Source organism: Secundilactobacillus silagei JCM 19001 (genome assembly GCF_002217945.1).
Classification (GTDB): Bacteria; Bacillota; Bacilli; order Lactobacillales; family Lactobacillaceae; genus Secundilactobacillus; species Secundilactobacillus silagei.
In genome coordinates this window covers 1-12,790 of sequence record NZ_BCMG01000001.1, presented here as the reverse complement: position 1 = coordinate 12,790, position 12,790 = coordinate 1, and the positions used below count along the sequence as shown (strand labels likewise).

General features: G+C 45.7%; 11 protein-coding genes. 5 read left to right on the top strand and 6 right to left on the bottom strand.

Going from position 1 to position 12,790, the window contains the following annotated elements; genetic code table 11:
• Positions 1 to 68 precede the first annotated feature (68 nt).
• Complete coding sequence (locus CES79_RS00055; protein WP_054653560.1) at positions 69 to 554, top strand: GNAT family N-acetyltransferase; 486 nt, start codon at positions 69 to 71, stop codon at positions 552 to 554.
• 252 nt (positions 555 to 806) lie between these two features.
• Here CES79_RS00055 and CES79_RS00050 read toward each other — a convergent pair whose 3' ends face one another.
• A complete protein-coding gene (locus CES79_RS00050) occupies positions 807 to 1,418 on the bottom strand; it encodes a histidine phosphatase family protein (protein ID WP_089135946.1) in 612 nt (203 codons plus the stop codon).
• Between the two features lie 440 nt (positions 1,419 to 1,858).
• Between CES79_RS00050 and serC the strand changes: the two genes are divergently transcribed.
• The 4 genes from serC to CES79_RS00030 all read left to right on the top strand — a co-directional run bounded on the left by serC (position 1,859) and on the right by CES79_RS00030 (position 8,447).
• The gene (serC, locus tag CES79_RS00045) at positions 1,859 to 2,935 is read left to right on the top strand and encodes a 3-phosphoserine/phosphohydroxythreonine transaminase (RefSeq protein WP_089135945.1); all 1,077 of its coding nucleotides are present in this window, start codon (positions 1,859 to 1,861) and stop codon (positions 2,933 to 2,935) included.
• 12 nt (positions 2,936 to 2,947) lie between these two features.
• Positions 2,948 to 4,111 (top strand): phosphoglycerate dehydrogenase, encoded by a 1,164-nt coding sequence (locus tag CES79_RS00040; protein WP_089135944.1) that lies wholly within the window; start codon positions 2,948 to 2,950, stop codon positions 4,109 to 4,111.
• Positions 4,112 to 4,858: 747 nt separating this feature from the next.
• Positions 4,859 to 6,382 carry a hypothetical protein gene (locus CES79_RS00035; RefSeq protein WP_089135943.1) on the top strand — a complete coding sequence of 508 codons (1,524 nt, stop codon included), beginning with the start codon at positions 4,859 to 4,861 and terminating at the stop codon, positions 6,380 to 6,382.
• Entirely contained in the window at positions 6,354 to 8,447 is a 2,094-nt protein-coding gene (locus CES79_RS00030) for a MucBP domain-containing protein (RefSeq protein ID WP_089135942.1), read from the top strand. Before CES79_RS00035 ends, CES79_RS00030 begins: the two co-directional genes overlap by 29 nt.
• Positions 8,448 to 8,603: 156 nt before the next feature.
• Here the strand turns inward: CES79_RS00030 and CES79_RS00025 are convergent, their stop codons facing one another.
• From CES79_RS00025 to CES79_RS00005, 5 genes are all read right to left on the bottom strand, one after another.
• On the bottom strand, positions 8,604 to 9,095 hold the full coding sequence (locus CES79_RS00025; RefSeq protein WP_089135941.1) for a hypothetical protein: 492 nt from the start codon (positions 9,093 to 9,095) through the stop codon (positions 8,604 to 8,606).
• A complete protein-coding gene (locus tag CES79_RS00020) occupies positions 9,073 to 9,399 on the bottom strand; it encodes a hypothetical protein (RefSeq protein WP_054653552.1) in 327 nt (108 codons plus the stop codon). Before CES79_RS00020 ends, CES79_RS00025 begins: the two co-directional genes overlap by 23 nt.
• A 209-nt stretch (positions 9,400 to 9,608) precedes the next feature.
• Positions 9,609 to 10,358 carry an alpha/beta hydrolase gene (locus tag CES79_RS00015; protein ID WP_054653550.1) on the bottom strand — a complete coding sequence of 250 codons (750 nt, stop codon included), beginning with the start codon at positions 10,356 to 10,358 and terminating at the stop codon, positions 9,609 to 9,611.
• Positions 10,359 to 10,456: 98 nt separating this feature from the next.
• Entirely contained in the window at positions 10,457 to 11,455 is a 999-nt protein-coding gene (locus CES79_RS00010) for a D-2-hydroxyacid dehydrogenase (protein WP_191983060.1), read from the bottom strand.
• Between the two features lie 17 nt (positions 11,456 to 11,472).
• Positions 11,473 to 12,642 carry an aminotransferase class I/II-fold pyridoxal phosphate-dependent enzyme gene (locus CES79_RS00005; RefSeq protein ID WP_089135939.1) on the bottom strand — a complete coding sequence of 390 codons (1,170 nt, stop codon included), beginning with the start codon at positions 12,640 to 12,642 and terminating at the stop codon, positions 11,473 to 11,475.
• Between the last annotated feature and the right edge of the window lie 148 nt (positions 12,643 to 12,790).

The following is a 12,790-nucleotide window of genomic DNA, read 5'->3' as shown; positions in this document are numbered from 1 at the left end:
TTTCTTTTACCATAACTCCGGCTATAATAAAAGCATTGTTTTGATTTTAAAATTTCCGGAGGATCCTCATGCTTACATTTCAACCCGCTAAACCCAATCAGTTGTCAGCCATTATGACCATTGAAAATCAGGGCTTCACCCCTGACGAGGCCGCTACTAAGCCCAGTATGGCCGAACGAATCGACCGTATTAGTGACACTTTTATTGTTGCTTCACAAGATCAGCAGGTCTTAGGTTACGTGGTTGGCCCCGCCTCAGATGAACGCTATCTCAGTGATGATCTGTATGCCCATCTGACAGCTAACAAACCATCTGACCGTTACCAGACCGTTTTAAGTTTGGCAGTGGCCAAAAGCGCCCGTGACCAACACATTGGCAGCCAGTTACTCGCTGAATTAGCCCAAGTTGCCCACGCGCAAAACCGTACGGCCATCACCCTCACTTGTCTCAAAAAATTAGTCCCGTTTTACGAACGTAACGGTTACGTCAACGAGGGCGTTTCAGACTCAGCCCACGCTGGCGAAACTTGGTACAATATGGTTAAAACACTCTAATACACAAATAACCGAGTGTGTGACAAAACTCGGTAGATTCCAGAATTTAACCCAAATAAGACCTATTTCGATGAACTTTATCGGAATAGGTCTTATTTGGGTTAAATGGCCGGAATCTGAGTTTTGGCGCACTATTAGACCATATCGAAGGATTGAACAAATGGCCATTTGTTACTATTCTCAGTTAAGAAGTTAATTAGGATACTTACCAACATAGACTTATGGTACAGCCTCTATTTGTTGTTCTTCAATTTAGTACAGCCGGTTATAAAACCACACGTAGTATCGACCATCAATTAAACTAATTTTAGTGACACTGGTATTGTCCGGTTCCGGCAGCGTCATGGGATCTTGGGGCTGCAGGGCTGCTAAAGCCGCCGCCTTAACCGTAAACCCATGTGTCACCACGATATACTTGCCGTCCTTAGCTTGGCTAGCATAGTCCGTCATGAAGTCGGTGACGCGCTGAACCACGTGCTCAAAAGTTTCCCCATCAGTCGCATACTTGGTGTAGTCTGGTAAAACATCGTGCAAAACGGGATCAAAAACATCGGTATACTTCGCTTGCAGCTCCCGGTTCTTTAAGCCGTCCCATTTGCCATAGGAAATTTCCAGCAGTCGCGAATCGGTCTGAGTAGGTAACCCTGCCGTAGCGTTCAAAATGGCCGCCGTGTCCTGCGTTCGTTGCAGTGGACTGACGATCAACTGATCAGCGAACTGAATGTCAAAGTGGTCGTGTAAATGCTGCGCCTGTTTTTTCCCGGTCTCATTTAGCAGCGTGATATTCGAAATCATGGTCCCCTGCTTCAGCCCCAGCGCATTGCCCTCAGTCTGACCGTGGCGAATAAAATAAAATTCAGTCATGCAGTTTTCCTCATTTCTTGATGTTTAGTCATTAACCTGAAATAATCATTGCTTTTATAGTATCAATTTTCCTCATACAATTCCAATTTAAAATTATTTTGACAGTCCTTAAAGTTTTGCCTTATATGATATAAACCGTTTTCATTGCTAACTCATAGCCCATTGATTATCGAATTGACGTTGACAATCATCACCGTGTCTGTTAAATTTTAATTAAAGAAAGGGAGGTTATTGATATGAACAAGCAACAAAACATGCAAATCGTATCATCCTCCTGGTCTACAGTCACATCTGTGTAGACCGCTTTCATGTATCCTAATTGGTCTCCCACAGATGAAGGTTAAAATTCAACTGTGAGGCCACTATACCTGTAATCAATCACCCTCACAGTGCCCACTGTGAGGATTTTTTAATTTCTAAATTATTTGGAGGAATATCTCATGACAGTTTATAATTTTGCCGCTGGTCCAGCCACCTTACCAGACCAAGTCATCACCCAAATTCAAAGCGAACTCCCATCCTTACGGGGAACCGGAATGAGCATCATGGAGATCTCTCACCGTTCCGCCCTGTTTGATGACATCATCAACACCGCCCAGCAGGATCTTCGCGACCTCATGAGTATTCCCGATGACTATGAAGTCCTCTTCTTCCAGGGTGGCGGTACCGGCCAGTTCGCTGCTGTTCCCATGAATTTAGCCACTAAGCACCACCGAATTGCCCTGCTGGACAGTGGCCACTGGGCTGCTAAAGCCGGTGCAGAAGCCGAAAATTTGGGCTATCAAGTGGATACGCTGGCGTCAACTAAGGCCACCCACTACGACCGGCTGCCAGCACGCACCTCAACTTTACCAACCGATACCTACGATTATTTACACATCTGCACCAATAACACCATCGAGGGCACGGCCTATCACGATTTACCGCAGACTAACGGCACACCGCTGATTGGCGACATGTCCTCTAACATCATGGCTCAGCACTATAACGTCAGCGACTTCGACCTCATTTTTGCTGGGGTTCAAAAAAACTTAGGCCCTGCCGGTGTCACGCTAGTCATCGTGAAAAAATCACTGATCAAAAAGGTGGACCACATTCCAAGCGTGTTTAACTATCAGCTGTTCGCCAAAAAGAACTCTATGCCAAACACCCCACCCGTTTTTAACATCTACGCGACTGGTCTAACGCTAAAGTGGTTGAAAAAGATCGGTGGTATTGAAGCCATGGAGGCTTTAAACAAGAAGAAGTCCAGCCTGCTGTACGACTTCTTAGATCAGTCAAAACTCTTCAACAACCCGGTCAAACATGCCGATCGGTCACTGACCAACGTACCGTTTATGACCGGTGATCCGAAAACTGATCAAGCAGCGATCGATGACCTGACAGCGCATGGTTTATTGAACCTCAAGGGCCACCGCAGTGTTGGCGGCCTGCGTGCCAGCCTCTACAACGCCATGCCATTTGAAGGCGTTCAGGCACTGGTCAATGAACTGTATCACTTCGAGAAGAACTTATAGGAGGGTGTCCATATGTATCAAGTTAAAACGTATAACGCAATTGTGCAGGCGGGCTTTGACCGGTTCACCGATCAATACCAGATCAACCAAACCGATGATGCCGATGCTTACCTAATTCGGTCGGTAAACCTGCACGAACAGGAACTGCCTCAAAATCTAAAGGTCATCGTTCGCGCGGGGGCCGGCTTCAACAACGTCCCCATCGACAGAGCGACAGCCAACGGGACCGCTGTTTTCACCACTCCCGGCAGTAACGCCAACGCGGTCAAGGAACTGATGGTGGCCATGCTGATCGCCGCTTCACGGAATTTATTTGCTGCCGCTGATTACGCTGCTCATAATAGCGGGGCTGATATCTCCAAGCGGACTGAACACGATAAAACCAAGTTTAACGGCCAGGAACTGTTAGGCAAAACGTTGGCCGTCATTGGGGTCGGCCACGTCGGCTCGTTAGTTGCCAACGCTGCTAGCCAGCTGGGTATGAAGGTCGTTGCCTATGACCCGTACCTGTCGTCGGATGCCGCATGGCGGATCTCAACTGACATTCACCGTGCCAAGACGCTCGCCACAGCGCTGAAAAAAGCCGACTACGTCACGATCCACGTGCCTAAGAATGAGGAGACCACCGGCATGATCGGTGCTAAGGCCTTCGCTGCCATGAAAGACGGCGTTACAGTCTTTAACTTTGCCCGTGGCGGTATCGTGAATAACACCGAGATGCTGAAAGCTTTAGACAGTGGTCATGCGAAGGGGTATTACACCGATTTCGGCAGCGATGAGATTCTCAATCGCAAAGATGTCATCATTACCCCTCACATTGGCGGTTCCACCGGCGAAGCCGAAACTAACGGTGCCGTTCAAGGTGCTGAAACCATCATGGACTATCTGGAAACCGGTAACGTGCAAAACAGCGTCAACCTGCCGAATCTGCAGGCACCGTTTGGCACCCCTTACCGCATCACCGTCATGCACCAAAACATCCCTAACATGGTCGGCCAAATTGCCACTATTCTAGCAAATGCCAACATTAACATTGAAAACATGAGCAACGCGGCGAAGGACAAAGTCGCCTACACCATTATTGATGTCAAACACCTCCAAAAACAGGATGCCAATATTATCGACCAGTTAAACGCCATTCAGGCGGTTTATCGCGCTCGCTTGATTAAAAAATAATAATTACTAATCAAAAAACTGTTCCTAAGATGATGATCTCGGGAACAGTTTTTTGATTGCCCATAAATAAAAAACAGTCACACTAAGGTGACTGTTTTTTGCAAATCCCACTAATTGGCTTTAGCGAAGACCCATGTAGCTTATAAAAACTTTACTGTTGTCAGGGAACGCGAAGTAAAGCCTTGTTTGATGCAATAACGATCATCACGATCCTTAAAGTCGTCATTATTCATTATTGCGGGTGTTGCTAGTGCTTAAATGATTCGTCGTCACCAAACACTTTTATCTAACGCTGCAGCCCATCGCCGTGCCCCCGCACTTCGACAGATACAACTTCATTACTGGACGTGTGCCATTAAGATAAATCACTGGCTCAGCAGTTAAAGTCGGCTCAACATTCTCTCCAATATTGAACTGCCCTGTTGAAAATTGCTCCCAAAACCAATCATTTGTTCAATAACACTACATCGATCAAATAATGTTTAACCCCTGTATTAAAATTTCTCAGCTATTTTCTAAGCAGTTAGCCGTTCAGAAACTTAAGCACGAGCACCTTTAATACAAAGAACATTATGGCTTGAAACAGCGGTAAATACAATACTTCGCGCTTCCCACTTTTTTTTAGTTTTTTAAAAAAAGTGGCGAAATCAATTATGTTGGAAAACTGTTTAATTATCGCAAAGGGACTATAATAAGGTATAATTTAGGGTGGAATAGTAATCGAGAAAAATGATTGGAATGTCTGCCATGGATTATACGTTTTTACTATCGAAAAATGATCACATTTGTTTCGATATTTTATCTCGTTTCACCCAACAAGCTGACCAGACCTTAAATAAAGAAGAGTTAGCTCAATCATTGTCGTTGACGACTTATCAATTGAATAAATACTTTGAAACGATGAATACTGATTTGGCTTCAGTTGCCGAAGAGACGCCCTGTTATCTAGATGAACCTAATAAGGGCACGTGGCAAGCGTTTGGGCTGAATTCTTACTTGCTGCAAAAAGTGACCCTGCTCTACTTGAATCGCGCACCGCTTTTTACCGCTTTGGAATACCAGTTCTTCTATAACCACTTGTACACTAAGAAGGAATACGTGACTGCTAATTATATGAGCAGCTCCGTCTTCTACCGGTCCTTGGATTCCCTGTCGGATACCTTAACGAAGCACAACTTCTTTCAAGCTAGCAGTTTATATGCTAGTAAGGAGTTTACGGTTCGGCTGCATTTATTTCAGCTTTACTATACGTTATACAATGGTGTGTCCGAGCCGTTCGAACCGCTTAACCCACTGATTGACAATATGGTAGCAGCGATTCAATCCGGTTTACCCGATGAATTGAACCCCACACAGGAAACCAAATTAGCCACTTTTCTGCGGATCTGGTTACTGCGGATGCTTGATAAAAACACCATTGGTAATAATCAGCAGCTTCAGATCAAACCAACGGCGTCCAGCCAGGCGATGATGGAACAGCTCCAAAACCTGCTAGCAGATCAGTTGGAACTCACCGCAGAAGAATTTAATTACCTCTATAGTTTCTTAATTGCTCAAGGTTATCTCGGCTTTGACAAAATGCGTGAACTAGCCGCTAACATCCCAGCAGTTGATGAATTAACCGCTCAATTTATGGGTGAGATGCAAGACACCAACGTTTTGCTGACCACTCACCTGGTTGATGATCATCAGCTGGAAGACAGTCTACTCAGTATTCATTTTCAGTTCACGACGTTTTACATTGAGCCCACGACGTTTATCAGCCCTGATCAAGTTCAGTTCTTTGCCGAACTTTACCCAGCGTTTGACGTTGCTGTATCGCACAGCATTACCAAGTTACAACGCCGTGAGGACCTGCATTTGACCCAAAAAATGGCTGTCAACTTATACTTCAGCTATATGTTCGCATTGATCAATGCCGTCCCGGCCGAACTCATGCGCGATCAAGTTCACATTTGTGTCGACTTTTCTCAGGGCAATTTATATACCAATTATGTCATTCAATCACTTAGCGCCTTCAACCACGCGCACATCATTATCGATGCGCATTTAACGGCCGATACCGACATTTACATCTCCGATTTTCATTCGAAGAAGGTCAGCCAGACCCAAGTGATTTGGCAAGATCCGCCAACACCAGTTGACTGGTCGAACCTCGCAGATTTGATTCTAGATGCTAAGCGACAAAAATTACCAAGTTTATTTCCAAACCAAGATACAGCACAGAAGGGAAGTGGCGTAGATGAAATTCAGCAGGACAGCGAAAAATAAATGGCTAGCAGCGTGTCTTTTTTCAGTTACTGTATTAGCTGGCTTTCAGTTACAGCATGTAGATGCTCACGCCGACCAGCCAACACAACAAACACAAAACGCCGTCACTAACGCAGCAACTAAGAATTCAGTAGTTTCTGGCGTAGTGACTGGTTCTTTTGGGTACCAACCAAGTACTGACGCTCATGCTGTGACGTTACAGTCTGCTAACTCAACGGCCACTTCCACAACAACGCAAACTGATTCTAATCAACCAACTCCATCGTCTGAGGTACCAACAACTCCTCAAACGCCATCACCTGAAACGCCGATAGCGCCTAATACTGGCACGGTAACGTCCAATCCAGGATCCGCTTCGACGACTCAGGGAAGTTCGACCCAGGGAAGTTCAACTCAGGGGAATACTACTAATCAGCAGCCTGCACAGCCTTCTGAACCAACGGGAACTTCTGGCACATCAGTCTCAACTCAAGGTTCTACCACGAGTAACCCTAACGTCAGTCAGATGGGGCAATTAGAAGTTAACGCCATCGATGGTGTGACTGGCACTAAAATTGCTGGTAACACCTTTACCGGTGAGTATCAAGGAACTGTCGGTTCATCAATTAAGGATAAGTCTATCCTAGTAACTCCGATTCCGGGATATTCTTACGTTGGTAACGTTGATAAAGACATTCCAGACACCTTTGTGAAAACTCCGCAAACCGCTAACCTAGCCTATATGCAGCTTTCACCAATCGTGGTCCATTACGTTGACGCAACGGATCCAAGTAATGTACTTTGGACGTATTCTTTGCCAACCAATATGGCAGCCAAGGGTCAAGTCTACGACGCAGATGATAGCCAACTGCAATTTGCCGGCTACACCTTTGATCACGATAGCGGTAATACCACGGGTCTCATTGATCAGACGGTTAAGTCATACACCGACCTCAATCCAATCGTCGTTAATTACTACTATCAGCCCAAACTAGGTCAAACTGGAACTGTAAATACTGCTAACTGGATCGTCACGTCTGAAACTACTCCAATTGGTCTAACTGGTGAATACAGCTTCAGTCTCTATCTCAAACGCGATCAGTCAGCACCGGTTAAAGTCGGCAGTTATGACAATGGTCAAGCTGGATCAGGTCACACTACCATTACAGTTGGTGGCTCAACACCGACAACTGGGACAACAAATACAACAACTACGAATAGCTCAAGCTCAAATAACAGCGGCACTTCAACGACTACTATAACGACCACTGAAACAACGGATAGTACTGTTGAAACAGCAGGTAGTACTGCAACGACTGTAACTGGTAATTCGAGTTCACTTACGACTACGCCACTCTCAATGTTAACCAGTCCGGTAGCAACACCAACCGCAACGGTCAACATTGTGACCGAAACTGGCAAGCCACTGAGTCAGCTTACCGTCATTGGCAAGCTAGGTGCTAATGTTCGCACGCAGATTCAGCAAAAGCTTAACGGTCTGCGTCAAGCTGGCTACGTTATTTTAAGTAATGACGTTAAGGGGAATACCACTTTGAGCCAGACTAATCCGGTCATGACCATCAAAGTCAGTCACCCTGCCCGCCAAGCTAATCCGTTCAAACACAATACTATGCCAATTGTCGCTCAACTTGGTAATGCTTCTCAGTCAGTGAAAGCTGCTAACGCTAAGACTGCTGATCAAGCTGCCAGCACAACCAGCATGGCAAATAATCAGCAAGCTACGACTAATTCCGTTTCGAACAGTCAAGGTTCAAGCAATCAAAATGCGACTAATCAAAGCACGAATAGTCAGAATTCTGATAACAGTAACAGCTCTGATAACAGCAATCAAACTAATCAAAACATGGCCAAACCAAACCAAAAGATTGCTCAAAACACTACCAGTCAGGCCACTTCCAAGGATACTGAACGAAACGGCCAGGTTCACCGTGATGCCATTGCTAATAATGGCCAGTCGTTTGGCCATGCCGCTGCTAATAACGGCAGTGGCGGTCACTCAGTTTCTGGGCTGGCTGCTTACTTCATCAGTCTTTCTGGAAAAATCAATCTTGGTGCAAGAGGATAGCAATAAATGATTCATTTCTGAAAAATTTATCTGAAATGAATCATTTTGTCGTTCCCTCTTTTAACCATATATAGATCAAAATAATAAAAAACTGATCAGCAATCGAATTCTTGATTACTGATCAGTTTTTTATTATCTCTATAATTAGAATGATTGTTACTGACCCACCTTAACACTTTGAACCAGGGCTTCACCTAAGTTATTTTCAACGGCGTCTTTACGCGCTGTCACCGCCTCATTGAACGTGTCGAAGCTATGGTTCAACACGTACTGACCGCGGATCATTAACCGGGCAACCCAACGCTGTGAGCGTTTATCAAAGGAGACGCCGGCAACGCCCGACTTATTGGTTTTACGTTTTTTCATGATGGCAACCACACTAGTGCCATTGACTTGCTGCAGATTGTTGACGTCCCCGCGATTAGCAATCAGCTGCTCGTTGGTCCGCATGGCCTCCCTGCCACGTTCGCGCCGGATACAGCCACAGCTTCGCGTATTGCCCTTACGCAATAAATAACCATCAACAACCACTTCCTGGCCGCAGTCACACCGACATTGCCACAAAGCGTTACCATTCTTAGCTTTCCCTGCAAAACCGATTACGATCAACCGGCCAAAACGTTGATTAATTAAATTGATGCGCTTCATTTGAATCCCTCACTTGTTGTGCTGACGTCATCTTCGTCAGTTTAGTTTCTGATTTTAATGCTGATTTATTGACCCGCGGATGCCGAGCACGAAAGCAATCAAGTCCAAATAGTCCCAATAGGCAAATCAGTAGACCAACACCAATAAAAACGGCTTCAGTCAAGTTCTGGCGGTTGATCTTGTCCAAAAACTGGCTGGTAGCTGCATACGCTAGTTGAGGAAATTGGTCAATTTCCAAAAGAACTACCACTGTTACCATGCCGCAAAGAGATCCTAATTTAACTAAATGATGTTGTGCTTTCATTTCACTCGGCCTCCTTCTAAAAAGATGTATATCTAAGTATTAGTATCAGCCTGAAACCGCTTAAATTCAACGCTTTTCGGCCGTTTCCGTCTGCCACTTTTTTTAAAAAAATTAAAAAAAAAGATAATTCAAACGGGTCAGCAAAACAAGCCTGATTTTCAGTCATTTTTTGACCGAGAATCAGGCTTGTTATCTTACTTTAGCTACTTCTAAACTGGCATATTCTTTTCAAGAAAACGACTCATATCAGCCGTCAACTGACGTCCCTGGGGGCTGAAGGTCATGACGTGGGGTGCGTTTGGATAGTGTTTAAGCGTCACCTGAGCCGTTGAAGCTAAATAATCGGCCAACCGTTGACCAATATTGCGTTCAAGCAGCTCATCCGCATCCGCTTGGGCAATAAAAACCGGCTTCGTTAACCCAGCCAACTCATCGTGAATTGGTCCAGTGTACGTGCCAATGCTAGCCAGCATCGCGTTAATATGCTGGGTCAGATACTGCATTCTGGCAGTGACCTCACTAGCGGGTAACGCTAATTTTTGATACCACTGCCGGCATTCAGCCAAAAAGCGGTTAGCTACTCGGCTGGTATCCACCGGAAACAATGGTGTATCAATGGTGCCACCGGTGACAACGTCGTTAAATTGAGTTAGAGCTTTCATGGCAAACAGCCCGCCTAGCGACTCCCCAAAAACAGCGATGTGCTGGTGGCCGTCAGTTCTTAACTGCTGAATGGCAGCAACCGTATCTTGCCACCACTGATCCGGATCGCCCGTTTTGAAGATCTGCTGCGGATCAGCCGTGCCGTGCCCCGTAAACATGGGGCCTAACACGGTGTAGCCCTGCTTCTGCAGACCGCGTCCCAGTGCCCGTACATCATTGGGCGTACCCGAAAACGTGTGCAGCAGTAACACGGCCGGTTCACCAGCCTGAAAATAAAATGCTTGTGGCAGATCCATTTTAAACACCACCCTTAGTCTCTTTTGATAACTATTTTACAGCATTATCATCAAAAAATCGCACTGCAGACTTTCGCAGTGCGATTCAAGTTTAAACCTTATTCTGTCACTTGATGCCGGCTGGTGCCGCCATTTACGATGGTCAAAACGTCGTCTAAGGCGATTTCTACCATGTTAGCCACCGCAGCATCGGTATAGAACCCCACGTGGGGACTGACACTGACGTTTGGCATCTTGAGTAACTTTTCCAGTGGCGGATTATCTAGCTGTTTATTAGACCAGTCTTGACTGAAGATCTGACTGTCACCTTCGATGGTATCGATCCCAGCACCGGCAATTTCACCGCTTTCCAGTGCGTCCACGAGGTCATCAGCAACGACCACTGGGCCACGAGAAGCGTTAATGAAGAACGCTGATGGCTTCATCATTTTGAAAACGTGCTTGTCGATCATGTGGTGGGTCTCATCCGTTAGTGGCGTATGCATGGTCACAATATCGGCCGTCTTGTAGACCGTTTCGTGATCCGTATAGGTCAAGGTATCGCCTAATTCTGGCCGGTGAATCGGGTCAGCTGCAATCACCGTTGAACCTAACGCCTTGAAAATCCGGGCAACGGCACTGCCAATTTTACCAGCGCCAATAATGCCGATCGTCAAATTATGAATTTCATTGGCTTCGATGCCATCCCAAGTAAAGTCGTGGTGGGCTTCACGCGCTTGCGCGATGCCTAAATGCCGAACTAACCGCATCACGTGAGCCAGTACCAGTTCACTGACTGAACGTGGTGAATAAGCCGGTACGTTAGTCACAACCAGATGATTTTTAGCAGCCTGTTTCAAATCAACAATTTCATAACCCGTGATTCGTAACGTCAACTGCTTGATGCCGAATTCATGCAGCTGCTGGTAAATCTTTGGTGAATCCACTGGAATATGCTGCTGAATCACGATACCATCATAGCCCTTAGCTAACCCGACCGTTTTTTCAGTTAACGGAACGTCGTTAGTATCGACTTGGACATCGGGATGCGCCTTCATCCATTCCTTAACAGCAACTAATTCATCTTCACGTGCATGATATAACAAAAACTTCAACACAGGTTCCCTCTTCCTAATTAATGTGCATCAACAAATTTTTGAATCCGTACCACTGCCTTCTTCAGGTCTTCGGTGCTGGCCGCGTAACTGATACGAACGTAGCCTTCACCACCGGCACCAAATGAAGCTCCTGGAATAACGGCTACTTTAGCTTCCTTAGCTAATTCGTAACAAAAGGCAACGCTGTCTTGATTCAAGTTGGCTGGAATCTTAGCGAACAAGTAGAACGCCCCTTTAGGACTAGCGCATTCAAAACCAGCTTTCTTTAAGCCAGCTAACAATAGATCACGGCGCTGCTGATAAATTTTCCGCATGGCCACCCCATCGTCTGGGCCATTTTTGAAGGCTTCTTCCGCGGCAGCCTGGGCGTTAGCCGTGGCCGACGTAATGGCGAACTGGTGAACTTTACCAATTTCTGTGATCACGTCAACGGGTCCGCATACCAGGCCGATCCGCCAGCCGGTCATAGCGTGAGACTTGGACACACCGTTTAGTAAAATAGTCTGTTCTGGCAACAGTTCACCCATGGAAACGTGGCGTTCACCGTAAGTCAGTTCAGAATAGATTTCATCACTTAAAACGAAGATATCATACTGCTTTATGACATCCGCAATCGCCTGCAGATCTTTCCGACTGTAGGTGACCCCAGTTGGGTTAGATGGGAAGTTCAAAACCACGGCTTTCACCGTATCTTTGTTGGCTTCAATGGTTGCTTGTAACTTTTCAGGTGAGAGGATAAACCCATTATCGGAAGTATCCAGGAAAATGGGCTTCGCACCGTTCAGCAGCGTGTCCGGAATGTATAGTGGAAAAATAGGTGTGGGGATAATGACCGTATCGCCAGGATTCAACATGGCAGTCAGTGATGAAAAGATCCCCTCGGTGGCACCAGTCGTGACTAAGATCTGCGTTTCTGGATCGTAGGTCACGTTATATTTATCGTGCAAGAATTTCGATGCTGCTTTGCGAAGGCCATCCGTACCACGGGAATCCGTGTAGTGACTTTCATTATTTTCGATACTGCGGATAGCAGCCTGTTTCACGTGATCAGGTGTATTAAAATCTGGTTCACCAATGGTTAACTTCACCATATCGGGAATTTGAGAGATTTCTTGGTTGAACTTCAAAATCGATGATGGCTGAATCTGTTTTAATTCGTGTTTCATAGTTTCTGACAATCGACTCATATCACACACTCCTTATAATATAGATAAAAGAGGTTCTATCATATCTGTTGTTGGTCATGTCACAAGACATGATCGACAACAGATTTTTCTTTCTGTAATCTATGTATGTTGACACGAAAAAAGGATATCGCCATTGCTTTATCCTTCC